This window comes from Bacillus sp. TE8-1 (assembly GCF_008368855.1).
Lineage (GTDB): Bacteria > Bacillota > Bacilli > Bacillales > Bacillaceae_G > Bacillus_A > Bacillus_A cereus.
The window spans coordinates 32137-58360 of record NZ_QPET01000017.1; the positions used below are offsets into that span (position 1 = coordinate 32137).

Sequence of the window (26224 nt, forward strand, 5' to 3'; positions counted from 1 at the left end):
GTGGGACGTAAGTTTCACTTTCTAGTCTAAATATAAAATAACCTATATAAACTAAGGAGGAATTTAGAATGGCTAAAGCTAAATTCGAACGTTCTAAACCCCATGTTAACATCGGTACAATCGGCCACGTTGACCATGGTAAAACTACATTAACTGCTGCGATCACTACAGTTCTTGCAAAAGCTGGTGGTGCTGAAGCACGCGGATACGATCAAATCGATGCTGCTCCAGAAGAAAGAGAGCGCGGTATCACAATCTCAACTGCACACGTTGAGTACGAAACTGAAACTCGTCACTATGCACACGTTGACTGCCCAGGTCACGCTGACTATGTTAAAAACATGATCACTGGTGCTGCTCAAATGGACGGCGGTATCTTAGTAGTATCTGCTGCTGATGGCCCAATGCCTCAAACACGTGAGCACATCCTTCTTTCTCGTCAAGTAGGTGTTCCTTACATCGTTGTATTCTTAAACAAATGCGACATGGTAGATGACGAAGAATTATTAGAATTAGTAGAAATGGAAGTTCGCGACCTATTATCTGAATACGGATTCCCAGGCGACGACATTCCTGTAATCAAAGGTTCTGCTCTTAAAGCTCTTCAAGGAGAAGCTGATTGGGAAGCAAAAATCATTGAATTAATGGCTGAAGTTGATGCTTACATCCCAACTCCAGAACGTGAAACTGACAAACCATTCTTAATGCCTGTAGAGGACGTATTCTCTATCACAGGTCGTGGTACAGTTGCTACTGGTCGTGTTGAGCGCGGTATCGTTAAAGTTGGTGACGTAGTAGAAATCATCGGTCTTGCTGAAGAAAATGCTTCTACAACTGTAACTGGTGTAGAGATGTTCCGTAAACTTCTTGACCAAGCTCAAGCTGGAGACAACATCGGTGCTTTACTTCGTGGGGTTGCTCGTGAAGACATCCAACGTGGACAAGTACTTGCAAAAAGCGGTTCTGTAAAAGCTCACGCTAAATTCAAAGCTGAAGTTTTCGTATTATCTAAAGAAGAAGGTGGACGTCACACTCCATTCTTCGCTAACTACCGTCCTCAGTTCTACTTCCGTACAACTGACGTAACTGGTATCATCCAATTACCAGAAGGTACTGAAATGGTAATGCCTGGTGACAACATCGAAATGACTATCGAACTTATCGCTCCAATCGCTATCGAAGAGGGAACTAAATTCTCTATTCGTGAAGGTGGACGTACAGTAGGTTACGGTGTAGTTGCTACTATCGTTGAGTAATCTTAACTGATATAAAAAAACCTAAGGGATTTTCCCTTAGGTTTTTTGTTTGCGTTTATATAAGGAAGAAGAGGGTGTTTTTTGTTTTGACGAGTTTCTTCTATAGTAATATAAAAACGACAAAAGATAATCCAGAAACTGTAAAATGAATTCTGTTAGATGAAAACTTGAAATTCTTTAAAGTGCCATGTATAATAGCAAAAGTAGAGAAAAGCAGATGCAAACAAAAAGATGCTTGCATCTAGACGAATAACATTGTATAATAGACAATGTTGGTCTTTGACTGCGATGAAGTGGAAGGTTGCTGACACACCCGGCCGCTTTGCCATGGCATGGTGTGGGGAAATTTCCATGGAGAAGGTCTATTTTAGAAATAGGCGAACGAAGGAGGGAAAATAATGGCAAAAGAAAAAATTCGTATCCGTTTAAAAGCTTACGATCACCGTATTCTTGATCAGTCAGCTGAGAAAATTGTAGAAACAGCTAAGCGTTCTGGGGCAACAGTTTCTGGTCCGATCCCATTACCAACTGAAAAAACTGTTTACACAATTCTTCGTGCTGTTCATAAGTACAAAGATTCTCGTGAGCAATTCGAAATGCGCACGCACAAACGTCTAATCGACATCGTGAGTCCTACTCCACAAACAGTAGATTCATTAATGCGTTTAGACTTACCATCTGGTGTAGATATCGAAATCAAACTATAATTTATATAACTTAAAAATGTAGGAGGTGTAACTCATGACCAAAGGAATCTTAGGAAGAAAGATCGGTATGACTCAAGTATTTGCTGAGAACGGTGAGTTAATCCCAGTAACAGTTATCGCTGCTAATCCAAACGTTGTTCTTCAAAAGAAAACAACTGAAACTGATGGCTACAATGCAATCCAGTTAGGATTTGAAGATAAACGTGAAAAGTTAACTAACAAACCTGAACAAGGCCACACTGCTAAAGCATCTACAACTCCTAAGCGCTTCATTCGCGAAATCCGCGATGCAGACGTGGACGGATTAGAGGTTGGTCAAGAGGTAAAAGTTGACGTATTCGCTACAGGTGAAATCGTTGATGTAACAGGAATTTCTAAAGGTAAAGGTTTCCAAGGTGTTATCAAACGCCACGGACAATCTCGCGGACCTATGTCTCATGGTTCTCGCTATCACCGTCGTCCAGGTTCAATGGGCCCAGTTGCTCCGAACCGTGTATTCAAAGGCAAAAAACTTGCTGGACGTATGGGTGGAGACCAAGTTACTATCCAAAACTTAGAAATCGTTCAAGTTGACACTGAGCGCAACTTATTACTAGTAAAAGGTAACGTTCCAGGTGCTAAGAAATCTCTTGTAGTTGTTCAAGGCGCTGTGAAGGTTAGCAAATAATTCACAATAGGAAGGAGGAATTCCAATGCCAAAAGTTACTGTATATAACCAAACTGGTTCACAGGTTGGTGAAATCGAATTAGCTGAAGCTATTTTCGGTATCGAACCAAATGAAGCTGTACTTTTCGAAGCTGTAATGATGCAACGTGCATCTTTACGTCAAGGTACACACAAAGTAAAAACTCGCTCTGAAGTTCGCGGTGGTGGTCGTAAACCATGGCGTCAAAAAGGAACTGGACGTGCTCGTCAAGGGTCTATCCGCTCTCCTCAATGGCGTGGTGGTGGTACGGTATTCGGACCTACACCAAGAAGCTATGCGTACAAACTTCCTAAGAAAGTTCGTCGTTTAGCAATCAAATCTGCATTAGCTACTAAAGTAGTTGAGAACAACATTGTAGTTCTTGAAGACCTAGTGTTAAATGCACCAAAAACAAAAGACATGCTAGCAGTACTTAAAGGATTAACTGTTGAGAAGAAAGCTCTTATCGTAACTGCTGATGCAAACGAATCTGTAGAGTTATCTGCTCGCAATATCCCTGGAGTAACAGTAATCACTGCTGATGGCGTAAACGTTTTAGACGTGCTTCATCATGATAAGCTAATCATGACAAAAGCGGCAGTGGAAAAAGTAGAGGAGGTGCTTGCATAATGAGAGATCCTCGTGATATCATTAAGCGCCCAGTTATCACTGAACGTTCTATGGAAATGATGGCTGAAAAAAAATACACGTTCGATGTGGACGTTAAATCTAATAAAACAGAAGTTAAAGATGCTCTTGAAGCGATCTTTGGTGTTAAAGTAGAAAAAGTGAACATCATGAACTACAAGCCGAAAGCAAAACGCGTTGGTCGTCACGCTGGTTTTACTAGCCGTCGTCGTAAAGCAATCGTTAAGCTAACTGCTGACAGCAAAGAAATCGAAATCTTCCAAGGCGTTTAATTCTTACTAAAGAAGGAGGGAAATTGAGATGGGAATCAAAAAGTATAATCCAACTACTAACGGTCGTCGTAATATGACTACGAATGATTTCGCTGAAATCACGACTGATAGACCCGAAAAGTCATTACTTGCTCCTTTAAGCAAGAAGGCTGGTCGTAATAACCAAGGTAAAATCACTGTACGTCATCAAGGTGGCGGACATAAGCGTCAATACCGTATCATCGACTTTAAGCGTAACAAAGATGGAATTCCAGGACGCGTTGCTACGATCGAATACGATCCAAACCGCTCTGCGAATATCGCATTAATTAACTACGTTGACGGTGAAAAACGTTACATTCTTGCTCCTAAATCTTTAGAAGTAGGTATGGAAGTTATGTCTGGCCCAGAAGCTGACATTAAAATCGGTAACGCATTACCATTAATCAACATTCCAGTAGGTACTGTTGTTCATAACATCGAGCTTAAGCCTGGTCGTGGCGGACAATTAGTTCGTTCTGCTGGTACATCTGCTCAAGTACTTGGTAAAGAAGGTAAATACGTACTTGTACGTTTAACTTCTGGTGAAGTACGTCTTGTATTATCTGCTTGTCGCGCTTCAATCGGTCAAGTAGGTAACGAACAACACGAACTTATCAAAATCGGTAAAGCAGGTCGCTCTCGCTGGTTAGGTAAACGCCCAACAGTTCGTGGTTCTGTAATGAACCCTGTTGATCACCCACACGGTGGTGGTGAAGGACGTTCTCCAATCGGACGTAAGTCTCCAATGTCTCCATGGGGTAAACCAACTCTTGGATTCAAGACTCGTAAGAAAAACAAAGCGTCTGACAAATTTATCGTTCGTCGTCGTAAAAAATAATGGGATTGTAGTACGGTTCATTTCTAGAACCGTACGCCAATCACGAAGGGAGGCACCAAAATGGCTCGTAGCTTAAAAAAAGGACCATTTGTCGATGATCACTTAATGAGCAAAATGGAAAAATTAGTTGCATCTGAGCAAAAACAAGTTGTTAAAACTTGGTCTCGCCGTTCAACAATCTTCCCTCAGTTCATCGGACACACAATCGCTGTATATGATGGTCGTAAACACGTACCTGTGTACATCACTGAGGATATGGTTGGCCATAAGTTAGGTGAATTCGCACCAACTCGTACGTACAAAGGTCACCTTGCTGACGATAAGAAAACTAGAAGATAATGAGAGGAGGCACTTCAATGCAAGCTAAAGCAGTAGCGAGAACAGTTCGTATTGCTCCTCGTAAAGTTCGTTTAGTAGTAGACTTAATCCGAGGTAAGCAAGTGGGTGAAGCGATTGCTATCCTTAACCACACACCAAAAACTGCTTCTCCAGTTGTAGAAAAAGTTTTAAAATCTGCAATCGCAAATGCAGAGCACAATTATGAGATGGACATTAACAACCTAGTTGTAGAAAAAGTTTTCGTTGACGAAGGTCCAACGTTAAAACGTTTCCGTCCACGTGCAATGGGTCGTGCAAGCCAAATTAACAAACGCACAAGCCACATCACAGTTGTGGTATCAGAAAAGAAGGAGGGATAATCGATGGGTCAAAAGGTTAATCCAATTGGTCTTCGTGTCGGCGTTATCCGTGACTGGGAATCTCGTTGGTTCGCTGAGAAAGATTACGCTACATTATTACATGAAGACATCAAAATCCGTGAGTACATTAATGTACGCTTAAAAGATTCTGCTGTTGCTAAAGTAGAAATCGAACGTGCAGCAAATCGTGTAAATGTTACAATTCACACTGCAAAACCTGGTATGGTAATTGGTAAAGGTGGTACTGAAGTTGAAGCACTTCGTAAAGCTCTTAACCAATTAACAGGCAAGCGTGTACACATCAACATTTTAGAAGTTAAGAGAGCTGATCTTAACGCTAAATTAGTAGGCGAAAACATCGCTCGTCAATTAGAAAACCGTGTATCATTCCGTCGTGCACAAAAGCAAGTTATTCAACGTGCTATGCGTGCAGGTGCTAAAGGTATTAAAACACAGGTTTCTGGTCGTCTTGGCGGAGCTGATATCGCTCGTGCAGAATCTTACAGTGAAGGAACTGTTCCACTTCATACACTTCGCGCTGATATTGACTATGCAGCAGTTGAAGCTGATACAACATACGGTAAATTAGGCGTAAAAGTATGGATCTACCGTGGAGAAGTCCTTCCTACAAAAAAGAAAGCTTCTGAGGAAGGAGGAAAATAATATGTTAATGCCAAAACGCGTAAAATATCGTAGAGAGCATCGTGGTAAAATGCGTGGTCGTGCTAAAGGTGGAACTGAAATTGCTTTCGGTGAATTCGGTTTACAAGCACAAGCTGCTTCATGGATTACAAACCGTCAAATCGAAGCTGCTCGTCGTGCAATGACTCGTTACATGAAACGTGGCGGTAAAGTATGGATTAAAATTTTCCCTTCTAAACCTTACACTGCAAAACCTCTAGAAGTACGTATGGGTTCCGGTAAAGGGGCACCAGAAGGCTGGGTAGCAGTAGTAAAACCTGGGAAAATTATGTTCGAAATCGCGGGTGTATCTGAAGAGGTAGCACGCGAAGCATTACGTCTTGCAGCTCACAAGTTACCTGTGAAATGTAAATTCGTAAAACGTGAAGAAAATGGTGGTGAATCTAATGAAAACTAATGATATTCGTGAATTAACCACTGCCGAAATCGAAACAAAAGTTAAAGCTTTAAAGGAAGAGTTGTTTAATCTTCGCTTCCAACTTGCTACAGGACAATTAGAGAATCCAACTCGCATTCGTGAAGTGCGTAAAGCAATTGCTCGTATGAAAACTGTAGTTCGTGAAAGAGAGATCGGAATTAATCGATAAATTGAGGGGAGGTTTGCATAGTGAGCGAACGTAACCAACGCAAAGTTTATACTGGTCGTGTAGTGTCTGACAAAATGGACAAAACGATTACAGTTTTAGTTGAAACTTACAAAACTCATTCCTTGTACGGAAAACGTGTTAAGTATTCTAAGAAGTACAAAGCCCATGATGAGCAAAACCAAGCGAAACTTGGCGATATCGTTAAAATCATGGAAACTCGCCCGCTTTCTGCTACTAAGCGTTTCCGTTTAGTTGAAATCGTTGAAGAAGCGGTTATTATCTAAATAGACGAATCGGAATTTTTAGTCCGAAGGGAGGTTTCATAACATGATCCAACAAGAATCTCGTTTGAAAGTTGCTGACAACTCTGGTGCACGTGAACTTTTAACAATTAAAGTATTAGGCGGCTCTGGTCGTAAATATGCTAACATTGGTGACATTATCGTTGCTACGGTAAAACAAGCAACACCAGGTGGCGTTGTTAAAAAAGGTGACGTTGTTAAAGCAGTAGTAGTACGTACGAAGAGCGGAGCTCGTCGTCCGGACGGTTCTTACATCAAATTTGATGAAAACGCAGCGGTTATCATTAAAGACGATAAGAGCCCACGTGGTACTCGTATCTTCGGACCAGTAGCTCGTGAATTACGTGATAGCAACTTCATGAAGATCGTTTCTTTAGCTCCAGAAGTTCTATAATTTAAGGTATTGCCTTGCTAAGGAGGTGCAGAATTAAGATGCATGTAAAAAAAGGTGATAAAGTACAGGTAATCACTGGTAAAGACAAAGGAAAACAAGGCGTTATCCTTGTGGCTTTCCCAAAGCAAAACCGTGTTATCGTTGAGGGTGTCAATATCGTTAAGAAGCACTCTAAGCCATCTCAATTAAATCCACAAGGTGGAATTATTACTAAAGAAGCACCTATTCACGTTTCTAACGTTATGATTTTAGATCCGAAAACAGGTGAACCTACTCGCGTAGGCTTCAAAGTAGAAGATGGTAAAAAAGTTCGTATTGCAAAAAAATCTGGTGAATTATTAGATAAATAATTTTCTTAAGAAAGGAGGTCACTTCATTGAATCGCCTTAAAGAGAAGTTCCAAAAGGAAATTACTCCTGCTCTAGTGAGCAAGTTTAACTATAAATCTGTAATGCAGGTACCAAAAATCGAAAAGATCGTAATCAACACTGGTGTTGGTGACGCGGTATCTAACTCAAAAGCGTTAGACAACGCAGTAGAAGAATTAACACAAATCACAGGTCAAAAACCTGTTGTAACTCGTGCTAAAAAATCAATCGCTGGTTTCCGTCTTCGTGAAGGTATGCCAATCGGTGCGAAAGTAACTTTACGCGGCGAGCAAATGTATGAGTTCTTCGACAAATTAGTATCAGTTTCTTTACCACGTGTACGTGATTTCCGTGGTGTTTCTAAGAAATCATTCGATGGTCGTGGAAACTATACATTAGGTGTTAAAGAGCAACTTATTTTCCCTGAGATTGATTATGATAAAGTAAGCAAAGTCCGCGGTATGGACATCGTAATCGTTACTACAGCGAAAACTGATGAAGAAGCTCGTGAACTGTTAACACAATTCGGTATGCCATTCCAAAAATAATGGAAGCCAACGCTAAGTAGAGGAGGCGAAAACGTGGCTAAAAAATCTATGATAGCGAAACAAAAGCGTACTCCTAAGTTTAAAGTACAAGAGTATACACGTTGCGAACGCTGCGGTCGTCCGCATTCTGTATACCGCAAATTTAAACTTTGCCGTATTTGTTTCCGTGAACTTGCATATAAAGGTCAAATTCCTGGTGTTAAAAAAGCTAGTTGGTAAAACCCACAAATGGGAAGGAGGTAAAACACATGGTGATGACAGATCCAATTGCAGACATGCTTACTCGCATCCGTAATGCGAACATGGTACGTCATGAGAAATTAGAGGTTCCTGCTTCTAAAATCAAAAAAGAGATCGCTGAACTTTTAAAACGTGAAGGTTTCATTCGTGATGTAGAATACATCGAGGATAACAAACAAGGTATCCTTCGTATTTTCCTGAAATATGGTGCAAACAATGAACGTGTAATCACTGGATTAAAACGTATCAGTAAACCTGGCTTACGCGTTTACGCTAAAGCTGACGAAGTACCACGTGTACTTAACGGATTAGGTATCGCTCTTGTTTCTACATCTAAGGGAGTAATGACAGACAAAGACGCTCGTCAATTACAAACTGGTGGAGAAGTAGTAGCATACGTTTGGTAATATATATTTAAAACGAACGGAGGTGTGACCACATGTCTCGTATTGGTAAAAAGATTCTTGAAATCCCTGCAGGTGTTACTATTACAGTTGCAGAAGACAATACTGTAACAGTAAAAGGCCCTAAAGGTGAATTAACTCGTACTTTCAATGCTGATATGCTTATCAAAATTGAAGAGAATACATTAACAGTTGAGCGTCCATCTGAACAGAAGGAACACCGTGCATTACACGGTACAACTCGTGCTTTAATCGGAAACATGGTTGAAGGTGTAACTGAAGGTTTCGCACGCGGACTTGAATTAGTCGGTGTTGGTTACCGTGCTCAAAAACAAGGTGATAAACTTGTATTAAGCGTAGGTTATTCTCATCCAGTAGAAATGACTCCGGAAGCAGGTCTTGAAGTTGAAGTACCTGCACCAACTAAGATCGTAATTAAAGGTATCGACAAGCAACGTGTTGGCGAATTCGCTGCTAACATCCGTGCTGTACGTGCTCCTGAGCCTTACAAAGGTAAAGGTATTCGTTACGAAGGCGAAGTTGTTCGTCGTAAAGAAGGTAAAACTGCTAAGTAAACCCGTTAGGTGAGAGAAAGGAGTGACAAGAATGATCACTAAAGCTGATAAAAATGCGACTCGTAAGAAAAGACATGCACGTGTACGTGCTAAACTTACTGGTACTGCAGAGCGTCCACGTTTAAACGTGTTCCGTTCTAACCAACATATTTACGCTCAAGTTATTGATGATGTGAATGGTGTAACGTTAGTAAGTGCATCTACTCTTGATAAAGACCTTGCTCTTAACGGTACTAGCAATATTGAAGCTGCTACGAAAGTTGGAGAATCAGTTGCTAAGCGTGCTGTAGAGAAAGGCGTTAAAGAAGTAGTATTTGATCGCGGTGGTTACTTATACCATGGCCGTGTTAAAGCTCTAGCTGAAGCTGCTCGTGAGGCTGGATTACAATTTTAATGGTCAAAGGAGGGAAAATTGATGCATCGCATTGACCCAAGTAAATTAGAACTTGAAGAACGTGTAGTTACGATAAATCGTGTCGCGAAAGTTGTTAAGGGTGGTCGTCGTTTCCGCTTTGCTGCACTAGTTGTAGTTGGCGATAAAAACGGTCATGTTGGATTCGGTACTGGTAAAGCACAAGAGGTACCAGACGCAATCCGTAAAGCTATCGAAGACGCTAAGAAAAACTTAATCGCTGTACCATTAGTTGGTACAACAATTCCACACACAATCAACGGTCATTTTGGCGCTGGTGAAGTATTCTTAAAACCTGCTGCTGAGGGTACTGGTGTTATTGCTGGTGGACCTGTTCGTGCGGTCCTTGAATTAGCTGGTGTACAAGATATTCTTTCGAAATCTCTTGGTTCTAACACACCAATCAACATGATTCGCGCTACTGTGAACGGATTAAGCGAACTTAAGCGCGCTGAAGATGTTGCAAAATTACGCGGTAAATCTGTAGAAGAGCTACTAGGTTAAGGAGGGAAAACAAATGGCGAAAAAGTTAGAAATTACCCTCACTCGTAGTGTAATTGGTCGTCCACAAGATCAACGTGCGACGGTAGAAGCTTTAGGTCTTAAAAAGTTGAATTCAACTGTAGTTAAGGAAGAAACTCCTGCTATTCTTGGTATGATCAACAAAGTTTCTCACCTTGTAACTGTAAAAGAAGCTTAAGGATAACTCATTAATATAAGGAGGTGCCTGGGAATGAAACTTCATGAATTAAAACCTGCAGAAGGTTCTCGTAAAGTACGTAACCGTGTCGGTCGTGGTATCGGTTCTGGTAACGGTAAAACTGCTGGTAAAGGTCATAAAGGACAAAACGCACGTTCTGGCGGCGGTGTTCGTCTTGGCTTCGAAGGTGGTCAAACTCCATTATTCCGTCGTTTACCAAAACGCGGCTTCACAAACATTAACCGTAAAGAGTTTGCTATTGTAAACTTATCAACGTTAAATCGTTTTGAAGATGGTACAGAAGTAACACCTGAATTATTGCTGGAAACTGGCGTTATCAGCAAGTTAAACGACGGTGTTAAAGTTCTTGCAAGCGGAGCAGTAGAGAAAAAACTAACTGTTAAAGCGCACAAGTTCTCTTCAAGTGCTAAAGAAGCAATTGAAGCAGCTGGCGGATCAGTTGAGGTGATCTAATGTTTCGTACAATCTCCAACTTTATGCGCGTTGCTGAGATAAGACGTAAAATATTATTCACTTTAGCGATGTTAATCGTATTCAGGATTGGCACGTTTATCCCCGTGCCATTTACAAATGGAGACGTACTGAAGGCACAAGATCAATTAAATGCTTTAGGTATTCTAAATACATTTGGCGGTGGAGCCTTGAAAAACTTCTCCATCTTTGCGATGGGAATCATGCCGTATATTACAGCATCCATCATCGTGCAATTATTGCAGATGGATGTTGTTCCTAAATTTTCGGAATGGTCGAAGCAAGGTGAAATGGGCCGTCGTAAATTAACGCAATTCACGCGTTACTTTACAATTGTTCTTGCGTTTATTCAGGGGTTTGGTATGTCAATCGGTTTTAACGGTATGGTAGGTGGACAATTAATTTTGAATCCAGGTTGGAGCACTTATTTATACATTGCTACGGTACTGACTGCTGGTACTGCATTTTTAATGTGGTTAGGTGAACAGATTACAGCTAAAGGTGTAGGTAATGGTATTTCCATCCTTATCTTTGGCGGTATTGCCGCAGCGATCCCAAGTGTTATATCTCAAGTGTATCAGCAACAGTTTCAAAATATCGGAGATCAATTGTTCATGAGTATCGTTAAAGTTGCATTGATTTTACTAGCTGTGCTAGCAGTTATTGTGGGTGTTATTTTCATTCAACAGGCTGTTAGAAAGATCCCAATTCAATATGCGAAGCGTGTAACAGGAGGAAATGGTGGTTATGCTGGAGCACAAAACACACATTTACCGCTTAAGGTAAATAGTGCTGGTGTTATTCCAGTAATTTTTGCTGTTTCATTCTTAATTACGCCTCCGACTATTGCACAGTTCTTCCCGAAACATGATGTATCGCAGTGGATTATTGCAAACTTTAACTATTCTCACCCAGTGGGAATGATCATATATGTTGCGCTCATTGTAGCCTTCACATATTTCTATGCATTTGTTCAGGTTAATCCAGAGCAAATGTCAGAGAATCTAAACAAGCAAGGTGGATATGTTCCAGGTATTCGTCCGGGTAAGAATACGGAACAATATCTAACAAAAATCTTGTATCGTTTGACCTTTGTAGGATCAATTTTCCTAGCAGCGATTGCAATCTTACCAGTTATCTTTACGAAATTGGGAAATCTTCCTCCATCTGCACAGATCGGTGGAACGAGTATGTTAATCGTTGTCGGCGTTGCTTTAGAAACAATGAAGCAGCTAGAAAGCCAACTGGTAAAACGCCATTACAAAGGGTTTATCAAGCAGTGAGTAAGTGGGAAGAATTGTCTTCCCTACATGCTCATGTACTCTGAGGGGGAACAAGGATGAACTTAATTTTAATGGGGCTTCCTGGTGCTGGTAAAGGTACACAAGCCGAACAGATTGTTGCCAAGTATAACATCCCTCACATTTCAACAGGAGACATGTTCCGTGCAGCTATGAAGGCTGAAACTGAAATGGGTCTACAAGCAAAATCTTTTATTGATAAAGGTGCACTTGTTCCAGATGAAGTTACAATCGGAATCGTTCGTGAACGTTTAAGTCAAGACGACTGCGTAAGAGGTTTCTTACTAGACGGTTTCCCACGAACTGTTGCACAAGCATCAGCTCTTGAAGAAATTATGAAAGATCTTGGCAAAAAAATCGACTATGTTTTAAACATTAATGTGGATTCAGGGTTGTTATTAAAACGCCTTACAGGCCGTCGCATTTGTAAAGAGTGCGGTGCGACTTACCACTTAGAATTCAATCCACCAGCAAAAGCTGATGTGTGCGATAAATGTGGTGGCGAATTATATCAACGCTCTGATGACAATGAAGAAACTGTAGCAAATCGTTTAGATGTAAATATTAAGCAAACAAAACCTTTGCTTGATTTCTACGAAGAGCTTGGTTACTTACAAAGCATTAATGGTGAGCAAGATATCAATAAAGTATTTGCTGATATCGATGTTCTCATCGGAGGCTTAGCGTAATGATAATCTGCAAAACTCCTCGCGAGATAGAAATCATGCGAGAAGCTGGCAGGATCGTTGCTTTGACTCATCAAGAGTTGAAACAGCACATTACTCCAGGAATTACAACGAAAGAGCTCGATCAAATAGCGGAAAAGACGATTCAAAAATATGGTGCTACGCCATCTTTTAAAGGATACAACGGATTTCCGGGGAGCATATGTGCTTCTGTAAATGAAGAGCTTGTACACGGAATTCCAGGGAAGCGCAAGCTCAAAGAGGGCGATATCATCAGTATCGATATTGGTGCGAAATACAATGGGTACCATGGAGATTCTGCATGGACGTATCCAGTTGGAAACATTTCTGAATCTGTTCAAAAGCTACTTGATGTCACAGAAAAATCGTTGTATCTTGGTCTAGAACAAGTAAAACCAGGCGAGAGATTATCAAATATCTCACATGCGGTTCAAACCCATGCTGAAGAGAATGGATTCTCGATCGTTAGGGAGTATGTTGGTCACGGAATCGGGCAAGACTTACATGAGGACCCTCAAATCCCGCACTATGGTCCACCAAATAGAGGCCCTAGATTAAAGCCGGGAATGGTCATCTGTGTTGAGCCGATGGTGAATCAAGGAAGACGATATGTAAAAACACTATCTGATGACTGGACAGTGGTAACGGTAGATGGTAAATGGTGTGCCCATTTTGAGCACACGATTGCTCTTACAGAAGCAGGATACGAAATCCTTACCACTTTATAAGTAGCTGGCTCTCCGGGATTTCAGAGCAGTGTAAAATGTTACTGATTTGAAGAAGGGAGAACTATTGAATGGCTAAAGATGATGTAATTGAAGTCGAAGGTACCGTTCTTGAAACGTTGCCAAATGCTATGTTCAAAGTAGAATTAGAGAATGGGCATGTCGTATTGGCTCACGTTTCTGGTAAAATCCGTATGAACTTCATTCGTATTTTACCAGGAGACAAAGTTACGGTAGAATTATCTCCGTACGATTTAAATCGTGGTCGTATTACGTACCGTTTTAAATAATATAGCACTCCGTAATCTTTAAGGAGGTTCGAGACATGAAAGTAAGACCGTCAGTTAAACCAATCTGCGAAAAATGTAAAGTTATTCGTAGACGTGGAAAAGTAATGGTTATTTGTGAAAACCCTAAACATAAACAAAAACAAGGTTAATCAGAAGGAGGTGCATTCGTAATGGCACGTATCGCAGGTGTAGATATTCCTCGAGACAAACGCGTTGTTATTTCTTTAACTTACGTATTCGGCATTGGTCGCACAACTGCTGAAAAAATTCTTGCTGAAGCAGGTATTTCTGAAGAAACACGAGTTCGTGATTTAACGGAAGACGAATTAGGACGTATCCGTGATATCATCGATCGTATTAAAGTTGAGGGAGACCTTCGTCGTGAAGTATCTCTTAACATCAAACGTCTAATGGAGATCGGTTCTTACCGTGGTCTTCGTCACCGTCGTGGTTTACCAGTTCGTGGTCAAAACTCTAAAAACAATGCTCGTACACGTAAAGGTCCACGTCGTACAGTAGCAAATAAAAAGAAATAATAAGTAAAGGAGGTTGAACTAACAATGGCACGTAAAACAAACACTCGTAAAAAACGTGTGAAAAAGAATATTGAAGCTGGTATAGCTCATATTCGTTCTACTTTCAACAACACAATCGTAACACTTACAGATACTCACGGTAACGCACTTTCTTGGTCTAGTGCTGGTGCACTTGGTTTCCGTGGATCTCGTAAATCTACTCCATTCGCTGCGCAAATGGCTGCTGAAACTGCTGCTAAAGCTGCAATGGAACACGGTTTAAAAACTTTAGAGGTTACTGTTAAAGGTCCTGGTGCTGGTCGTGAAGCTGCAATTCGTGCTCTTCAAGCTGCAGGTCTAGAAGTAACAGCAATTAGAGATGTTACTCCAGTTCCTCATAATGGATGTCGTCCACCAAAACGTCGTCGTGTGTAATTTTTCTGTATAGAATTTTCCCTTTTGTCTATAATGGATATGATGCATTATCGAGAAATTTCGTACAGAAACATCGCTTGTTGTGCACAATCGGGAACTGCCTAAGGGGGACTTTCGGTTAGACAGGGGTTATACCTTTGTTTAACCGGGGTTTCGACGTTTTGAAGGAGGGTTTAGTTAATGATTGAAATCGAAAAGCCGAAAATCGAAACGGTTGAACTTAACGAAGATGCTAAATATGGTAAATTCGTAATTGAACCGCTTGAGCGTGGATATGGTACTACTTTGGGTAACTCCTTACGTCGTATTCTTTTATCCTCACTCCCTGGTGCCGCTGTTACTGCTATCCAAATCGATGGCGTATTACATGAATTTTCAACAGTTGAGGGCGTAGTAGAAGACGTTACGACGATCATCTTAAACTTGAAAAAGTTAGCTCTTAAAATCTACTCTGAAGAAGAGAAGACGTTGGAAATTGATGTACAGGGCGAAGGTATTGTCACAGCTGCTGATATTACTCACGATAGTGATGTAGAAATCTTAAATCCAGATTTACACATTGCAACGTTAGCAAAAGATGCGCATTTCCGCGTGCGTTTAACTGCAAAGCGTGGCCGTGGGTATACGCCAGCTGATGCAAATAAAAGCGAAGATCAACCAATAGGAGTAATTCCTATTGATTCTATTTATACTCCAGTATCACGTGTGACTTACCAAGTGGAAAAGACACGTGTCGGACAAGTGGCTAATTATGATAAGCTTACGCTTGATGTATGGACGGATGGAAGCATCGGGCCAAAAGAAGCTATCTCTTTAGGTGCCAAAATCTTAACTGAGCATTTAAATATCTTTGTTGGTTTAACTGATGAAGCACAAAATGCTGAGATTATGGTCGAGAAGGAAGAAGATCAAAAAGAGAAAGTTCTTGAGATGACTATCGAAGAACTAGACCTTTCTGTTCGTTCTTATAATTGCCTAAAACGTGCAGGAATTAATACTGTACAAGAGCTTGCGAACAAAACAGAAGAAGATATGATGAAAGTTCGTAACTTAGGACGTAAATCCTTAGAAGAAGTTAAACATAAACTTGAGGAATTAGGTTTAGGTTTACGTAAAGACGACTGAGGATTTAAACCCATCAACAAAGGAGGGAACTACGAATGGCATACAGAAAATTAGGCCGTACAAGTGCGCAACGTAAAGCTATGTTACGTGATTTAGCTACTGATTTAATTATCAACGAGCGCATCCAAACGACAGAAACTCGTGCAAAAGAACTTCGTTCTGTAGTGGAAAAAATGATCACTTTAGGTAAACGCGGAGATCTTCATGCTCGTCGTCAAGCAGCAGCTTTCATTCGCAATGAAGTAGCTAACGCTGAGACTGGTCAAGATGCACTTCAAAAACTATTCGCTGATGTAGCTCCACGCTATGCTGAGCGCCAAGGCGGATACACTCGTATTGCAAAAATTGGTCCACGTCGCGGAGACGCAGCACCAATGGTAATTATCGAGTTAGTATAATGATAATTAAAAGGGCAGGACAGTTCTTTTCAAGAAACTGGTCATGGCCCTTTTTTTTAAATATAAAAATAGGCTAACTTGGCGAAGGAAAGGGTGCCTTCTATTGAAAAAAGAGAAACTTCGGATAGAAAATATATCATTTCAATATCCTGGGGCAGCCACTTATGCATTAAAAGATGTTTCATTTTCCTTATATGAGGGAGAATGGGTATCTATTATTGGTCAAAACGGTTCAGGAAAGTCTACACTTGCAAAATTATTGAATGGTTTGTTTTTGCCAGAAGCAGGGACTATTACAGTAAATGATACAATGGTTTTATCAGAGGAAACGGTATGGGATGTTCGAAAACAAATTGGAATGGTATTTCAAAATCCGGATAATCAATTTGTTGGAACGACAGTGCAAGATGATGTTGTATTTGGCTTGGAGAATATCGGAATGCCAAGAGAACAAATGATTGAAAGATTAGAACAGGCCTTGCAACTTGTCCGTATGGAAGATTTTCTTAATGATGAGCCTCATTCCTTATCTGGTGGGCAAAAGCAGCGAGTGGCAATAGCAGGCGTTTTAGCACTTCAACCATCTATTTTAATATTAGATGAAGCAACGTCAATGTTAGACCCTCAAGGGAGACGTGAAGTAGTAGAAACGGTTAGACAACTTGTTACTCAAAAAGGTATTACCGTGTTATCAATTACGCACGATTTAGAAGAAGCGGCACAGTCAGATCGTGTCATTATTTTAAATAAGGGAGAAATATTAGAGGAAGGGACTCCAGAAAAAATTTTCAAATCCTCTCATATGCTCCAAGAAATTGGCTTAGATGTACCGTTTTCGGTGAAAATAGCAGAATTATTAAAAAGAAATGAAATTCTCTTGCAAAATACGCATCTTACAATGGAAAGCTTGGTGAACGAACTTTGGAGATTACATTCCAAAAAGTAGAACATCGTTATCAATATAAAACTCCATTTGAAAGACGCGCACTTTATGATGTAGACGTGTCGTTTCCAAGTGGGGGCTATTATGCCATTATCGGTCATACTGGTTCAGGAAAGTCGACGATGATTCAACATTTAAATGGTTTATTGCAGCCGACAAATGGTACAGTTCAAATTGGTGAACATTTGATTTCGGCAGGAAAGAAAGAAAAAAAGCTAAAGCCACTACGTAAGAAAGTAGGGGTTGTCTTTCAATTCCCAGAACATCAGTTGTTTGAAGAGACTGTGGAGAAAGATATTTGTTTCGGCCCTACTAATTTTGGAGTATCTGTAGACGAAGCAAGGCAAAAGGCTAGAAAGGCAATTGAACTTGTAGGGCTAGAACCAGAACTGTTAGCACGTTCTCCGTTCGAATTAAGTGGTGGACAAATGAGACGTGTTGCTATAGCGGGTGTACTGGCAATGGAACCTGAAGTGCTTGTATTAGATGAACCTACAGCAGGACTAGATCCAAAAGGGCAGAACGAACTTATGGAGATGTTTTATAAGCTGCACAAGGAGAAGGGTCTTACAGTCATCCTTGTAACGCATAATATGGAGGATGCTGCTCAGTATGCGGAGCAGATTGTAGTTATGCATAAAGGAACGGTCTTTTTGCAAGGAAGTGCAGAGGAAGTATTTTCACATGCTGATGAACTAGAGAAAATTGGTGTGGATCTTCCTATGTCATTAAAGTATAAACGTGCAATTGAAGAGAAGTTTGGTATTTCAATTCCAAAGGCTACCTTATCTTTAGAGGATCTTACTCATGAAGTTGTGCAGGTGTTACGAAAAGGTGGTCATGAATCATGCAGCAGTTGATTATTGGGAGATATATCCCGGGGAATTCACTTATTCATCAACTTGATCCACGTACGAAGCTGCTGATTGTCTTTTTATATGTATTTGTTGTTTTCTTAGCAAATAATGCGATTTCATATGGATTTTTATTTTTATATGCACTCATTGCTTTATTTTTTGCAAAAGTGCCGATTCGTTATGTACTTTCGGGCTTAAAACCAATTTTATGGATTTTTCTTTTTACATTTTTCCTGCATATTTTTACAAATAAAGAGGGGGATGTACTATTCCAGCTTGGTTGGTTTTCGATATATGAAAAAGGATTAGAGCAAGGGATATACATTTCTGTACGATTCTTCGTTATTATTTTAATGACGACATTATTAACGTTAACGACGACACCTATTGAAATTACAGATGGTTTGGAGACGTTATTAAAGCCGTTGAAGCGTATAAAGGTTCCTGTTCATGAAATCGCATTAATGATGTCAATTTCTCTTCGTTTTATCCCGACATTAATGGATGAAACGAGTAAAATAATGAAAGCACAAGCGTCACGTGGTATTGATTTTGCCGGGGGACCGATAAAAGATAGAATGAAAGCTATTATTTCACTGCTCGTTCCTCTGTTTATCAGTGCTTTTAAGCGTGCAGAGGACTTAGCCATTGCGATGGAAGCTCGTGGATATCAAAGTGGTGAAGGACGTACTAAATTTAGGCAACTACGCTGGAAAACAAGCGATACAGTAACGATTGTCAGCTTATTTTGTTTAGCTTGTATTTTGGCATGGGTGCGATCGTAATGGAGAATAGAGAAATGGATAGAATAAAATGTACGGTTGCATATGATGGCATGCATTTTTGTGGTTATCAAATTCAGCCGAACCATCGTACTGTTCAACAGGAGATAGAAAAAGCATTGCAGAAATTGCATAAGGGAGAACTTGTTCGTGTTCAGGCATCTGGTAGAACAGATTCTACAGTTCATGCAAAAGGACAAGTAATACACTTTGATACTCCTTTGTCTCTTGAAGAATGGCAATGGATTAATGCTTTAAACACAATGTTGCCAGATGATATTGTTATTAGGCAAGTAGAGAAAAAAACAGAAGAATTTCATGCACGTTACGGTGTTGAGAAAAAAGAATATCGTTATCGTGTATTATTATCAAAGACTGCGGATGTATTCCGTAGAAATTACGTATATCAATATCCATACCCGCTCGAAATCAACTCTATAAGAAAAGCAATTCCTTATTTTATTGGAACACATGATTTCACTTCTTTTTGTTCGGCAAAAACTGACAAAAAAGATAAAGTGCGAACAATTTATGAAATCGAGTTAATTGAACAAAATGATGAAATAATTTTTCGTTTTGTAGGTAATGGATTTTTATATAATATGGTCAGAATTATTGTTGGTACGTTACTTAGCGTAGGGCAAGGAAAGCTTGATCCTGATAGCATTCCAGAGATTTTAGCGAAACAAAATCGTCAGTTTGCTGGAAAGATGGCTCCAGGTCATGGGCTTTACTTATGGGAGGTAAACTATAACAACTAATCCTGGTGTAACATTTGCTTGACATTAGAAACTCAAAAGTATATCATAACATATGGTATTGTTTCTAAAACCACGATTAGCCCCGGAAGGAAATCGTGTTTAAGATAAACAATAGATTTTTTCTATGGAAAAGATAACGAGGAGGGAAACACATGCGTACGACTTTTATGGCAAAAGCTAACGAAGTTGAGCGTAAATGGTATGTGGTTGATGCTGAAGGTCAAACTTTAGGTCGCCTTGCTAGTGAAGTAGCATCCATTTTACGTGGTAAAAACAAACCTACATTTACACCACACGTTGACACGGGTGATCATGTAATTATTATTAACGCTGAGAAAATTCATTTAACAGGTAATAAATTAAACGATAAAATTTACTACCGTCACACTAACCACCCAGGTGGACTTAAGCAAAGAACAGCTCTTGAAATGCGTACAAACTACCCTGTACAAATGTTAGAGCTTGCAATTAAAGGCATGCTTCCAAAAGGACGCTTAGGCCGTCAAGTTTCTAAGAAACTTAACGTGTATGCTGGAGCAGAGCATCCACACCAAGCACAAAAACCAGAAGTTTACGAACTTCGCGGATAATTAATTAAAGGAGGGCTTACTTTGGCACAGGTTCAATACTATGGCACTGGACGTCGTAAGAGTTCAGTAGCGCGCGTACGCCTAGTTCCAGGCGAAGGACGCGTTATCATTAACGGTCGTGATTTTGAAAACTATATCCCATTTGCTGCATTACGTGAAGTAGTGAAACAACCTCTAGTTGCAACAGAAACTTTAGGTAACTACGATGTACTTGTAAACGTAAATGGTGGTGGATACACTGGTCAAGCTGGTGCTATTCGTCACGGTATTTCTCGCGCTTTATTAAAAGCTGATCCAGAATACCGTCTAACATTAAAACGTGCAGGTCTATTAACTCGTGACGCACGTATGAAAGAGCGTAAAAAATACGGTCTTAAAGGCGCACGTCGTGCACCTCAGTTCTCAAAACGTTAATTTTTGCGAACTACAAACCCCAACCATTTTGGTTGGGGTTTTTTATGTTTCATTCCTCTTTTGCAATTTTTATAGCTTGGAATATTTTAGTGCTCCCGCCACGCGTATGCTTCTTCTTTAGAAGTTTAGACTAATACGTATTAGGGAGGTTTATATGTACTATGAATGTCATTGTCAGCTTACAAGAAAAACAAAAAGAAAAGCAGTTAAAATACGAGCGGAAGATGTTGCGGGAATTATCATTAAAAACATTGCGTTCAAATATTCGTGATGCCTTTCAAATGCAAGAGCTTCATCGTCAGTATGAAGATTACTGTATTGAATTAGGGATAGAATCTTATTTATTAGGAGCGAGATACAGTAAATTTGGTTATTATGGTGAATCGTTTTTTGATGTGAAATATAGAGCTTTAGAAGAAGAACAACAATTAACTGAAACGCTATTTCAATTTTTAACGAGTATGACTATGCGAGAAATAAAGTTGAAAGATGAGGAGTTACTTTTTGAATCTTGTCAGCAGTTTATAGGATTGTGGTGGCAAGAAGGGTATGAAAAAGGTGAAAGAAGATATCGATTAAAGCTTCATTAAGACAAGCATAAACTTTCCTCTTGTCCCATATAAGTAATTAGAGGGACTAGCTGGAGGAGGAAAGGTATGAAGAGAATTCGAATTATCTCTTTTGCACTCGCTGCGGTTGTATTGTTTTTTTTAGTCAAGCAAGAATTTCAAATTACAAAATCGTGGCGAGCTTGGAATTTACCCTTATCAGGGAAAGTAATTGTGTTAGATGCTGGGCATGGTGGACCAGATGGAGGGGCTGTTGGTGGAAAGGATATTATAGAAAAGGATATTACGCTTGAAATTACAAAAAAGGTACAAGACTATTTACAAGAACAAGGTGCACTAGTTATTTTAACGCGTGAGGGAGATTATGATTTAGCTAACAAAGATACAAAGTCATATAGTAGACGTAAAGCAGAGGATTTAAAAAAACGTGTAGAAATCATCAATAAACCTGATGTAGACTTTTTTGCAAGTATTCATTTAAATGCTTTAACTAGTAGTGGATCGAAAGGCGCACAAACGTTCTATTACCGCTCTTCGATTGAAAATGAACGTGCTGCAAAATTTATACAGGCTGAATTGAGAACAAGTTTAGAGAACACGAATCGTTCTGCTAAGACAATTTCGCATGTATATTTATTAAAGTATTCTAAAACACCAGGTGCTTTAATTGAAGCTGGCTTTTTATCGAATGTGAACGAAAGGTATATGTTAAATTCGGAGAAATATCAGCAAAAGGTAGCAGCTGCAATATACCGTGGTATATTACGTTATTTCACGGAAAAAGGAAATCCTCCAGAATAAGGAGGATTTTTTTGAGCTTCTCTCGTTAACGAAGTTTTCGGAAAATATGTTATACTGGAAATGTAAACGCATTTATTTCAAGGATAAGCAGAGATAAATTCAATTAACATTACGTTATTTTTCATACAGGGGGCTGGGCTAATTATGGTAACGAAAGAGCAAGTGGTTGAAGCGTTAGAAGGGATTGTAGATCCGTTTTTACATAAAACATTAAAAGAAACAAGTGCAATTAAAGAGGTAACAGTCAAGCCAGAGAAGGAACATGTGAGTGTCAAAATTGCAATCGTAAAAACCGGTACAGCGGAACAAATGCAGTTGCAGTCTGGAATTGTAAAGTTAGTAAAAGAACTTGGGGCAGCAACAGTTGGACTTCGTTTTGCAGAATTTACAGAAGAGGAATTAGCTCAGTTTGCACCGGAACAAGAAGAAGAGCAAAGTGAATCTTTATTGTCACCTAATTCAAAAACAACATTCTTAGCAGTAGCGAGTGGAAAAGGTGGCGTGGGAAAATCAACTGTTTCCGTTAACCTTGCAGTTGCTTTAGCTCGTTTAGGAAAAAAAGTTGGTATTATTGATGCGGACATTTACGGTTTTAGTGTGCCAGACATGATGGGGATAGAAAAACGTCCTATCGTAAGAGGTGACAAGATAATTCCGGTGGAACGTTTAGGTGTAAAGGTAATCTCAATGGGCTTCTTTGTAGAGGATAATGCACCAGTTATTTGGAGAGGACCTATGCTTGGGAAAATGTTAAACCACTTCTTCACAGAAGTAGAATGGGGCGATTTAGATTATTTAGTACTAGATTTGCCACCAGGCACAGGTGATGTTGCGTTAGATGTGCACTCAATGTTGCCATCTTGCAAAGAGATTATTGTAACGACGCCTCATCCAACAGCTGCGTTTGTAGCAGCGCGTGCTGGAGCGATGGCATTGCGCACTGAACATAGTATTCTTGGTGTTGTTGAGAATATGGCATATTTTGAAAGTAAGGTAACTGGTGAGAAAGAATATGTATTTGGAAAAGGTGGGGGAGATAAGTTAGCTACCGAATTACAAACGAATGTTCTTGGTCGTATTCCACTGCAACAACCCGATTGGAATAAAGAAGACTTTGCTCCTTCAGTATATGAAGATACACATACAACGGGCATTATTTATAGTAAAATAGCTGAAACAGTAATTGATAAAACAGCTGTTACACAAAAATAAAGTGAAACTTTAATCAGTGGGGTTCACCTGTTACTGACAACAATAAGGCTTTTGTTGCTAGTAAACCTTTCGCTTAATTAGAGGGGTCCATTTTGTCTGTTAATAGCAAGATAAAGTAATAACGAGTGAACAATATATAAATTGTCCACTCGTTATTATAGTTATTATTTTTTACTGTTCTTCCTTCTTCTCGCCTTGAGAACCACCGTCACCGCCTGCTTCTTTCTTGCCAGATCCGCCTTTTTCAGCTTTTTGCACACCTTTACTAATGATATCAATCATCTTGGCTTGGAAGAGTGGACTTTCAGCAGTTTCTGTTAGTACTTGTTGTAGATATTGACGGTATTCTTTACTCTTCATTGTTTGTAACATCATTTTTTCTACTTCAGGATTTTTCATAATTTCTATAACGCCTGCTTGGTATTCAGGGTCTTTTAATAAGGTTTTCATTAATTGAGTTTGTTCTTTCCCCATACTTTTAGCAAATTTTGATGAGAACTCAGGATCTTTAAAGAGCTTTTCCCAGAATTGTTGCCCTTTATCGGATACCATGGCATCTTCAATCGTTTTCTTTACTACTGTTTCATCTAGTATGAGTGCTTGTTTCATTTTTTCATCAGTTAATACATCTTGAATAGCTTTCTTACCTTGATCTGTTTTTAAAATATCAACAATCATTTTCTTTGTTTGATCGTAATCTAGTTCGGATTTCGTTTCTTTTCCTTGTGCGCATGCTGCAAGTGCGATAAGTAGAAAAGAAGAAACGAAAATGAATAGCATCCGTTTCATAAGTTGGAACTCCTTTCAGCACAGTTCTCTCTTTTTAATATAAATATCTTTAAGGAATTTATACATGAACATGGCTAGCTTTTTGAAATTGTCATTGATACAATTTAATTAGAAATATAAGGATAATGGGGGATGTGTTGTGAATAGCCGCAAGTGGGTACGACTATTTTTAACGACGTTGTTTCTTGGTGGGATTAGCACAGTTATTATTGGTTTTGTTTTGGAGTGGGACAAGTACGATAAATTTTTTCAAAATTTCGACGGTAAGGAGATTTTAGCAGTATCTTTCTGGCTGATGGGTGTAGGATTTATTTTTAGTGTTATAAGTCAAATGGGATTCTTTGCATATTTAACAATCCACCGTTTTGGACTAGGGATGTTTCGCTCATCTTCTTTATGGAATGCAGTCCAGCTCTTCTTTATTGCATTCGTATTATTTGATTTTGTGTATTTAAGATCTGTACTTATTGCAAATGGGGAAGTCTCGTTAGGGAATAATATACTTGTTGCTGGAATGTTATTTGTGTTTGGAGCAATTGTTGCTTATGTAAAAAGTAAAGAAACAAATAAAAAAGCATTTGTGCCAGCTCTGTTCTTTATGGTTGTTGTAACGATCCTTGAATGGGTACCGGCGCTTCGGATTAATGATACAGATTGGTTATATTTAATGGTTATACCGCTATTGTTATGTAATGCATATCAATTACTTGTATTACATCGTTTAATCGGAAAAACAAGTAAATCAGCTTAATAGAGAGGTTTTATACAACAGCAGTTATAATGTTGTAAATGGTATGATTAAAAAAGCTCTACCACCTTCTTGAAAGGTAGTAGAGCTTTTTATGCGTGAAGAGTAGTAGGGAAGAAGCTACTTCACATCCTCACTTTTCGTACTTGTGTTGGAAATAAGTTGTGAAACGGATATTTGCTCATATCCATCACTTTTTATTTTTTGCAGGAGCAGCGGTAAAGCTCTATTTGTTTGAAGGGCAGAATCGGATGCGTGTAATAAGACGATATCTCCACCTTTCAAATTATTAGAGACAGTGGAAACGATGTTATTTACACCTGGGTTTTTCCAATCGTTTGAATTATTACTCCAATGCACGACGGTGTATCCAAGTGATTCTGCGATTTTAAGGGTTGCTTTGTTAAATTCGCCACTAGGTGGACGTAACAGCTTGACTTGTTTTACACCAAGTTTCGTAAAAACATCTTGTGCTCGTAAAAGGTCTCGTCTTATTTCATTTGTCTCTAGAGAAGTATAGGATGTGTAATTGTACCCCATACTACCGATTTCGTGTCCATCTTTCATGATTCGCTCTACAATATCGGGGTGTCTTTCGGCCCATGCAGCAGAAAGGAAGAAGGTTGCATTCTTAATTTCTTTTTCTTTAAGAGTATCTAGGATTGGAATTGCTTTTTTGTCTCCCCAACTAATATCAAACGTAAATGCAACTTGCTTTTTAGCGGTGTCTCCTTTGTAAATTACTTTAGGGCCTGTAGCAGTTGAAAAAGCAGATTCATGTGAATATGTTTTTAAAAAGAGTAGCCATGCTGTAAATAAGGAAAGTATCACTATTAAGCTAATGTGTTTAAAATTTCTCTTACTCGTAATAAAAAAGAAAAACATAATATTACGCCCCTTTGTCCAATCCTTTTCAGTTACATATATGCTGGAAATATAAAAAAGAGAACAAAGGATTAATATCGTAAGTAGTGGATATAATGGATGATAGGATTGTGATAATTGAAAATGAGCGGAACGTTTATTGTTGCGTAAGGAATTATTGAGGTGATTGTTTGCTTGGGCTGATGTTGACAAAAGAAGAGAGAAAAGAAATGGAATACATATTGAAGAGAGAATTAGAGGAACTTTTATTTGATTTTGAAGATGAGCGTATTCATGAAGTTGTAAAAAAAGCCATGGAAGAAAGATATAAAATCATTTTCTGTTTATTCCGGAGAGTAGCTAACACAGAAGAATGTATTCGTTATGTAAGAAAAAGAATTTTTTATTAAAAAGTGTTGACGTTAATAGTTTGTATATGTTAAATTAATAACCGTCGCTGATGCGGAAACGCAGAAAACGACAAAAAGAAATTGAAAAACTTAGTTGACATTAACTAACGAAGATGTTAACATAAGGAAGTCGCAAAC

44 protein-coding genes are annotated in these 26224 nt (G+C 39.3%); 42 read left to right on the top strand and 2 right to left on the bottom strand.

Annotation, left to right across the window (positions count from 1 at the left end):
* Window positions 1-68: 68 nt before the first annotated feature.
* The 40 genes from tuf to DN404_RS18220 all read left to right on the top strand — a co-directional run bounded on the left by tuf (window position 69) and on the right by DN404_RS18220 (window position 23275).
* Complete coding sequence (gene tuf / locus DN404_RS18020) at window positions 69-1256, top strand: elongation factor Tu (RefSeq protein WP_001029614.1); 1188 nt, start codon at window positions 69-71, stop codon at window positions 1254-1256.
* A gap of 398 nt (window positions 1257-1654) precedes the next feature.
* The gene (gene rpsJ / locus DN404_RS18030) at window positions 1655-1963 is read left to right on the top strand and encodes a 30S ribosomal protein S10 (protein WP_001040596.1); all 309 of its coding nucleotides are present in this window, start codon (window positions 1655-1657) and stop codon (window positions 1961-1963) included.
* 34 nt (window positions 1964-1997) lie between these two features.
* Window positions 1998-2630 carry a 50S ribosomal protein L3 gene (gene rplC / locus DN404_RS18035; protein WP_000160207.1) on the top strand — a complete coding sequence of 211 codons (633 nt, stop codon included), beginning with the start codon at window positions 1998-2000 and terminating at the stop codon, window positions 2628-2630.
* A 25-nt stretch (window positions 2631-2655) separates the two neighbouring features.
* Window positions 2656-3279 carry a 50S ribosomal protein L4 gene (rplD, locus tag DN404_RS18040; protein WP_001127258.1) on the top strand — a complete coding sequence of 208 codons (624 nt, stop codon included), beginning with the start codon at window positions 2656-2658 and terminating at the stop codon, window positions 3277-3279.
* On the top strand, window positions 3279-3569 hold the full coding sequence (gene rplW, locus DN404_RS18045; protein WP_001205558.1) for a 50S ribosomal protein L23: 291 nt from the start codon (window positions 3279-3281) through the stop codon (window positions 3567-3569). Before rplD ends, rplW begins: the two co-directional genes overlap by 1 nt.
* 28 nt (window positions 3570-3597) lie before the next feature.
* The gene (gene rplB, locus DN404_RS18050; RefSeq protein ID WP_000511583.1) at window positions 3598-4428 is read left to right on the top strand and encodes a 50S ribosomal protein L2; all 831 of its coding nucleotides are present in this window, start codon (window positions 3598-3600) and stop codon (window positions 4426-4428) included.
* Window positions 4429-4488: 60 nt separating this feature from the next.
* Window positions 4489-4767, top strand: coding sequence for a 30S ribosomal protein S19 (gene rpsS / locus DN404_RS18055; protein ID WP_000124454.1), 279 nt, complete (start codon window positions 4489-4491; stop codon window positions 4765-4767).
* A 17-nt stretch (window positions 4768-4784) separates the two neighbouring features.
* Entirely contained in the window at window positions 4785-5126 is a 342-nt protein-coding gene (gene rplV / locus DN404_RS18060) for a 50S ribosomal protein L22 (RefSeq protein WP_001148024.1), read from the top strand.
* A 3-nt stretch (window positions 5127-5129) separates the two neighbouring features.
* A complete protein-coding gene (gene rpsC, locus DN404_RS18065; protein ID WP_000529956.1) occupies window positions 5130-5789 on the top strand; it encodes a 30S ribosomal protein S3 in 660 nt (219 codons plus the stop codon).
* A gap of 1 nt (window position 5790) precedes the next feature.
* Complete coding sequence (gene rplP / locus DN404_RS18070) at window positions 5791-6225, top strand: 50S ribosomal protein L16 (RefSeq protein ID WP_000928969.1); 435 nt, start codon at window positions 5791-5793, stop codon at window positions 6223-6225.
* Entirely contained in the window at window positions 6215-6415 is a 201-nt protein-coding gene (gene rpmC / locus DN404_RS18075) for a 50S ribosomal protein L29 (RefSeq protein WP_000855718.1), read from the top strand. The genes rplP and rpmC overlap by 11 nt, the downstream gene beginning before the upstream one ends.
* 20 nt (window positions 6416-6435) lie before the next feature.
* The gene (gene rpsQ, locus DN404_RS18080; protein ID WP_000004106.1) at window positions 6436-6699 is read left to right on the top strand and encodes a 30S ribosomal protein S17; all 264 of its coding nucleotides are present in this window, start codon (window positions 6436-6438) and stop codon (window positions 6697-6699) included.
* Between the two features lie 43 nt (window positions 6700-6742).
* A complete protein-coding gene (gene rplN / locus DN404_RS18085; protein ID WP_000615912.1) occupies window positions 6743-7111 on the top strand; it encodes a 50S ribosomal protein L14 in 369 nt (122 codons plus the stop codon).
* Between the two features lie 38 nt (window positions 7112-7149).
* On the top strand, window positions 7150-7461 hold the full coding sequence (rplX, locus tag DN404_RS18090) for a 50S ribosomal protein L24 (RefSeq protein WP_000558200.1): 312 nt from the start codon (window positions 7150-7152) through the stop codon (window positions 7459-7461).
* A gap of 26 nt (window positions 7462-7487) precedes the next feature.
* Complete coding sequence (gene rplE, locus DN404_RS18095) at window positions 7488-8027, top strand: 50S ribosomal protein L5 (RefSeq protein ID WP_001080831.1); 540 nt, start codon at window positions 7488-7490, stop codon at window positions 8025-8027.
* Window positions 8028-8060: 33 nt separating this feature from the next.
* A complete protein-coding gene (gene rpsN / locus DN404_RS18100) occupies window positions 8061-8246 on the top strand; it encodes a 30S ribosomal protein S14 (protein WP_001085700.1) in 186 nt (61 codons plus the stop codon).
* A gap of 29 nt (window positions 8247-8275) precedes the next feature.
* Complete coding sequence (gene rpsH, locus DN404_RS18105) at window positions 8276-8674, top strand: 30S ribosomal protein S8 (RefSeq protein WP_000245511.1); 399 nt, start codon at window positions 8276-8278, stop codon at window positions 8672-8674.
* 32 nt (window positions 8675-8706) lie between these two features.
* Window positions 8707-9246 carry a 50S ribosomal protein L6 gene (rplF, locus tag DN404_RS18110; protein WP_000086558.1) on the top strand — a complete coding sequence of 180 codons (540 nt, stop codon included), beginning with the start codon at window positions 8707-8709 and terminating at the stop codon, window positions 9244-9246.
* Between the two features lie 31 nt (window positions 9247-9277).
* Entirely contained in the window at window positions 9278-9640 is a 363-nt protein-coding gene (gene rplR, locus DN404_RS18115) for a 50S ribosomal protein L18 (protein WP_000628816.1), read from the top strand.
* A gap of 21 nt (window positions 9641-9661) precedes the next feature.
* Window positions 9662-10162, top strand: a complete 501-nt coding sequence (gene rpsE, locus DN404_RS18120) for a 30S ribosomal protein S5 (protein ID WP_000554646.1) — start codon at window positions 9662-9664, stop codon at window positions 10160-10162.
* 13 nt (window positions 10163-10175) lie between these two features.
* Window positions 10176-10358: a 50S ribosomal protein L30 gene (gene rpmD / locus DN404_RS18125; RefSeq protein WP_001085234.1), complete on the top strand. Its 183-nt coding sequence runs from the start codon at window positions 10176-10178 to the stop codon at window positions 10356-10358.
* Window positions 10359-10391: 33 nt separating this feature from the next.
* A complete protein-coding gene (gene rplO, locus DN404_RS18130) occupies window positions 10392-10832 on the top strand; it encodes a 50S ribosomal protein L15 (RefSeq protein WP_000766081.1) in 441 nt (146 codons plus the stop codon).
* Window positions 10832-12133, top strand: a complete 1302-nt coding sequence (gene secY, locus DN404_RS18135) for a preprotein translocase subunit SecY (protein ID WP_000490117.1) — start codon at window positions 10832-10834, stop codon at window positions 12131-12133. Before rplO ends, secY begins: the two co-directional genes overlap by 1 nt.
* A 56-nt stretch (window positions 12134-12189) precedes the next feature.
* Window positions 12190-12840, top strand: a complete 651-nt coding sequence (locus DN404_RS18140; RefSeq protein ID WP_001048989.1) for an adenylate kinase — start codon at window positions 12190-12192, stop codon at window positions 12838-12840.
* Complete coding sequence (gene map / locus DN404_RS18145; protein WP_000582539.1) at window positions 12840-13586, top strand: type I methionyl aminopeptidase; 747 nt, start codon at window positions 12840-12842, stop codon at window positions 13584-13586. Before DN404_RS18140 ends, map begins: the two co-directional genes overlap by 1 nt.
* Window positions 13587-13654: 68 nt before the next feature.
* A complete protein-coding gene (gene infA, locus DN404_RS18150; RefSeq protein WP_001029884.1) occupies window positions 13655-13873 on the top strand; it encodes a translation initiation factor IF-1 in 219 nt (72 codons plus the stop codon).
* Window positions 13874-13908: 35 nt separating this feature from the next.
* Window positions 13909-14022 (top strand): 50S ribosomal protein L36, encoded by a 114-nt coding sequence (gene rpmJ / locus DN404_RS18155; RefSeq protein WP_000868344.1) that lies wholly within the window; start codon window positions 13909-13911, stop codon window positions 14020-14022.
* A 21-nt stretch (window positions 14023-14043) separates the two neighbouring features.
* Window positions 14044-14409 carry a 30S ribosomal protein S13 gene (gene rpsM / locus DN404_RS18160; protein ID WP_000090788.1) on the top strand — a complete coding sequence of 122 codons (366 nt, stop codon included), beginning with the start codon at window positions 14044-14046 and terminating at the stop codon, window positions 14407-14409.
* Between the two features lie 24 nt (window positions 14410-14433).
* Entirely contained in the window at window positions 14434-14823 is a 390-nt protein-coding gene (rpsK, locus tag DN404_RS18165) for a 30S ribosomal protein S11 (RefSeq protein ID WP_000101798.1), read from the top strand.
* 180 nt (window positions 14824-15003) lie between these two features.
* The gene (locus DN404_RS18170) at window positions 15004-15948 is read left to right on the top strand and encodes a DNA-directed RNA polymerase subunit alpha (protein WP_000569643.1); all 945 of its coding nucleotides are present in this window, start codon (window positions 15004-15006) and stop codon (window positions 15946-15948) included.
* Between the two features lie 35 nt (window positions 15949-15983).
* Entirely contained in the window at window positions 15984-16346 is a 363-nt protein-coding gene (rplQ, locus tag DN404_RS18175) for a 50S ribosomal protein L17 (RefSeq protein ID WP_000331490.1), read from the top strand.
* A gap of 103 nt (window positions 16347-16449) precedes the next feature.
* Window positions 16450-17292 (top strand): energy-coupling factor ABC transporter ATP-binding protein, encoded by an 843-nt coding sequence (locus DN404_RS18180; RefSeq protein WP_000711757.1) that lies wholly within the window; start codon window positions 16450-16452, stop codon window positions 17290-17292.
* On the top strand, window positions 17268-18149 hold the full coding sequence (locus DN404_RS18185) for an energy-coupling factor ABC transporter ATP-binding protein (protein WP_000406533.1): 882 nt from the start codon (window positions 17268-17270) through the stop codon (window positions 18147-18149). The genes DN404_RS18180 and DN404_RS18185 overlap by 25 nt, the downstream gene beginning before the upstream one ends.
* Entirely contained in the window at window positions 18137-18931 is a 795-nt protein-coding gene (locus DN404_RS18190) for an energy-coupling factor transporter transmembrane component T family protein (protein ID WP_001186526.1), read from the top strand. Before DN404_RS18185 ends, DN404_RS18190 begins: the two co-directional genes overlap by 13 nt.
* Window positions 18932-18945: 14 nt before the next feature.
* Entirely contained in the window at window positions 18946-19689 is a 744-nt protein-coding gene (truA, locus tag DN404_RS18195; RefSeq protein WP_002098927.1) for a tRNA pseudouridine(38-40) synthase TruA, read from the top strand.
* A 152-nt stretch (window positions 19690-19841) separates the two neighbouring features.
* A complete protein-coding gene (gene rplM / locus DN404_RS18200) occupies window positions 19842-20279 on the top strand; it encodes a 50S ribosomal protein L13 (RefSeq protein WP_001260793.1) in 438 nt (145 codons plus the stop codon).
* A 21-nt stretch (window positions 20280-20300) separates the two neighbouring features.
* The gene (gene rpsI, locus DN404_RS18205; protein WP_000079986.1) at window positions 20301-20693 is read left to right on the top strand and encodes a 30S ribosomal protein S9; all 393 of its coding nucleotides are present in this window, start codon (window positions 20301-20303) and stop codon (window positions 20691-20693) included.
* Between the two features lie 161 nt (window positions 20694-20854).
* Window positions 20855-21283 carry a DUF2521 family protein gene (locus tag DN404_RS18210; protein ID WP_001101005.1) on the top strand — a complete coding sequence of 143 codons (429 nt, stop codon included), beginning with the start codon at window positions 20855-20857 and terminating at the stop codon, window positions 21281-21283.
* A 66-nt stretch (window positions 21284-21349) separates the two neighbouring features.
* Window positions 21350-22063, top strand: a complete 714-nt coding sequence (gene cwlD, locus DN404_RS18215) for an N-acetylmuramoyl-L-alanine amidase CwlD (protein WP_000822439.1) — start codon at window positions 21350-21352, stop codon at window positions 22061-22063.
* A gap of 144 nt (window positions 22064-22207) precedes the next feature.
* Window positions 22208-23275, top strand: a complete 1068-nt coding sequence (locus DN404_RS18220; protein WP_000256628.1) for an Mrp/NBP35 family ATP-binding protein — start codon at window positions 22208-22210, stop codon at window positions 23273-23275.
* A 171-nt stretch (window positions 23276-23446) separates the two neighbouring features.
* Here DN404_RS18220 and gerD read toward each other — a convergent pair whose 3' ends face one another.
* Entirely contained in the window at window positions 23447-24064 is a 618-nt protein-coding gene (gene gerD, locus DN404_RS18225; protein ID WP_000827295.1) for a spore germination lipoprotein GerD, read from the bottom strand.
* Between the two features lie 139 nt (window positions 24065-24203).
* Between gerD and kbaA the strand changes: the two genes are divergently transcribed.
* Window positions 24204-24815 carry a KinB signaling pathway activation protein KbaA gene (gene kbaA / locus DN404_RS18230; RefSeq protein WP_006921137.1) on the top strand — a complete coding sequence of 204 codons (612 nt, stop codon included), beginning with the start codon at window positions 24204-24206 and terminating at the stop codon, window positions 24813-24815.
* A 117-nt stretch (window positions 24816-24932) separates the two neighbouring features.
* Here the strand turns inward: kbaA and pdaB are convergent, their stop codons facing one another.
* Window positions 24933-25697 (bottom strand): polysaccharide deacetylase family sporulation protein PdaB, encoded by a 765-nt coding sequence (gene pdaB, locus DN404_RS18235; protein WP_000464703.1) that lies wholly within the window; start codon window positions 25695-25697, stop codon window positions 24933-24935.
* A 170-nt stretch (window positions 25698-25867) separates the two neighbouring features.
* Between pdaB and DN404_RS18240 the strand changes: the two genes are divergently transcribed.
* Window positions 25868-26086 carry a hypothetical protein gene (locus DN404_RS18240; protein WP_000901147.1) on the top strand — a complete coding sequence of 73 codons (219 nt, stop codon included), beginning with the start codon at window positions 25868-25870 and terminating at the stop codon, window positions 26084-26086.
* The last annotated feature ends 138 nt before the right edge of the window (window positions 26087-26224 follow it).

Bases quoted from the DNA above. Each gene is read 5' to 3' on its own strand.
- tuf (WP_001029614.1), top strand. From the start codon at position 69: ATGGCTAAAGCTAAATTCGAACGTTCTAAACCCCATGTTAACATCGGT.
- rpsJ (WP_001040596.1), top strand. From the start codon at position 1,655: ATGGCAAAAGAAAAAATTCGTATCCGTTTAAAAGCTTACGATCACCGT.
- rplC (WP_000160207.1), top strand. From the start codon at position 1,998: ATGACCAAAGGAATCTTAGGAAGAAAGATCGGTATGACTCAAGTATTT.
- rplD (WP_001127258.1), top strand. From the start codon at position 2,656: ATGCCAAAAGTTACTGTATATAACCAAACTGGTTCACAGGTTGGTGAA.
- rplW (WP_001205558.1), top strand. From the start codon at position 3,279: ATGAGAGATCCTCGTGATATCATTAAGCGCCCAGTTATCACTGAACGT.
- rplB (WP_000511583.1), top strand. From the start codon at position 3,598: ATGGGAATCAAAAAGTATAATCCAACTACTAACGGTCGTCGTAATATG.
- rpsS (WP_000124454.1), top strand. From the start codon at position 4,489: ATGGCTCGTAGCTTAAAAAAAGGACCATTTGTCGATGATCACTTAATG.
- rplV (WP_001148024.1), top strand. From the start codon at position 4,785: ATGCAAGCTAAAGCAGTAGCGAGAACAGTTCGTATTGCTCCTCGTAAA.
- rpsC (WP_000529956.1), top strand. From the start codon at position 5,130: ATGGGTCAAAAGGTTAATCCAATTGGTCTTCGTGTCGGCGTTATCCGT.
- rplP (WP_000928969.1), top strand. From the start codon at position 5,791: ATGTTAATGCCAAAACGCGTAAAATATCGTAGAGAGCATCGTGGTAAA.
- rpmC (WP_000855718.1), top strand. From the start codon at position 6,215: ATGAAAACTAATGATATTCGTGAATTAACCACTGCCGAAATCGAAACA.
- rplN (WP_000615912.1), top strand. From the start codon at position 6,743: ATGATCCAACAAGAATCTCGTTTGAAAGTTGCTGACAACTCTGGTGCA.
- rplX (WP_000558200.1), top strand. From the start codon at position 7,150: ATGCATGTAAAAAAAGGTGATAAAGTACAGGTAATCACTGGTAAAGAC.
- rpsH (WP_000245511.1), top strand. From the start codon at position 8,276: ATGGTGATGACAGATCCAATTGCAGACATGCTTACTCGCATCCGTAAT.
- rplF (WP_000086558.1), top strand. From the start codon at position 8,707: ATGTCTCGTATTGGTAAAAAGATTCTTGAAATCCCTGCAGGTGTTACT.
- rplR (WP_000628816.1), top strand. From the start codon at position 9,278: ATGATCACTAAAGCTGATAAAAATGCGACTCGTAAGAAAAGACATGCA.
- rpsE (WP_000554646.1), top strand. From the start codon at position 9,662: ATGCATCGCATTGACCCAAGTAAATTAGAACTTGAAGAACGTGTAGTT.
- rpmD (WP_001085234.1), top strand. From the start codon at position 10,176: ATGGCGAAAAAGTTAGAAATTACCCTCACTCGTAGTGTAATTGGTCGT.
- rplO (WP_000766081.1), top strand. From the start codon at position 10,392: ATGAAACTTCATGAATTAAAACCTGCAGAAGGTTCTCGTAAAGTACGT.
- secY (WP_000490117.1), top strand. From the start codon at position 10,832: ATGTTTCGTACAATCTCCAACTTTATGCGCGTTGCTGAGATAAGACGT.
- DN404_RS18140 (WP_001048989.1), top strand. From the start codon at position 12,190: ATGAACTTAATTTTAATGGGGCTTCCTGGTGCTGGTAAAGGTACACAA.
- map (WP_000582539.1), top strand. From the start codon at position 12,840: ATGATAATCTGCAAAACTCCTCGCGAGATAGAAATCATGCGAGAAGCT.
- infA (WP_001029884.1), top strand. From the start codon at position 13,655: ATGGCTAAAGATGATGTAATTGAAGTCGAAGGTACCGTTCTTGAAACG.
- rpmJ (WP_000868344.1), top strand. From the start codon at position 13,909: ATGAAAGTAAGACCGTCAGTTAAACCAATCTGCGAAAAATGTAAAGTT.
- rpsM (WP_000090788.1), top strand. From the start codon at position 14,044: ATGGCACGTATCGCAGGTGTAGATATTCCTCGAGACAAACGCGTTGTT.
- rpsK (WP_000101798.1), top strand. From the start codon at position 14,434: ATGGCACGTAAAACAAACACTCGTAAAAAACGTGTGAAAAAGAATATT.
- DN404_RS18170 (WP_000569643.1), top strand. From the start codon at position 15,004: ATGATTGAAATCGAAAAGCCGAAAATCGAAACGGTTGAACTTAACGAA.
- rplQ (WP_000331490.1), top strand. From the start codon at position 15,984: ATGGCATACAGAAAATTAGGCCGTACAAGTGCGCAACGTAAAGCTATG.
- DN404_RS18190 (WP_001186526.1), top strand. From the start codon at position 18,137: ATGCAGCAGTTGATTATTGGGAGATATATCCCGGGGAATTCACTTATT.
- truA (WP_002098927.1), top strand. From the start codon at position 18,946: ATGGATAGAATAAAATGTACGGTTGCATATGATGGCATGCATTTTTGT.
- rplM (WP_001260793.1), top strand. From the start codon at position 19,842: ATGCGTACGACTTTTATGGCAAAAGCTAACGAAGTTGAGCGTAAATGG.
- DN404_RS18210 (WP_001101005.1), top strand. From the start codon at position 20,855: ATGAATGTCATTGTCAGCTTACAAGAAAAACAAAAAGAAAAGCAGTTA.
- cwlD (WP_000822439.1), top strand. From the start codon at position 21,350: ATGAAGAGAATTCGAATTATCTCTTTTGCACTCGCTGCGGTTGTATTG.
- DN404_RS18220 (WP_000256628.1), top strand. From the start codon at position 22,208: ATGGTAACGAAAGAGCAAGTGGTTGAAGCGTTAGAAGGGATTGTAGAT.
- gerD (WP_000827295.1), bottom strand. From the start codon at position 24,064: ATGAAACGGATGCTATTCATTTTCGTTTCTTCTTTTCTACTTATCGCA.
- pdaB (WP_000464703.1), bottom strand. From the start codon at position 25,697: ATGTTTTTCTTTTTTATTACGAGTAAGAGAAATTTTAAACACATTAGC.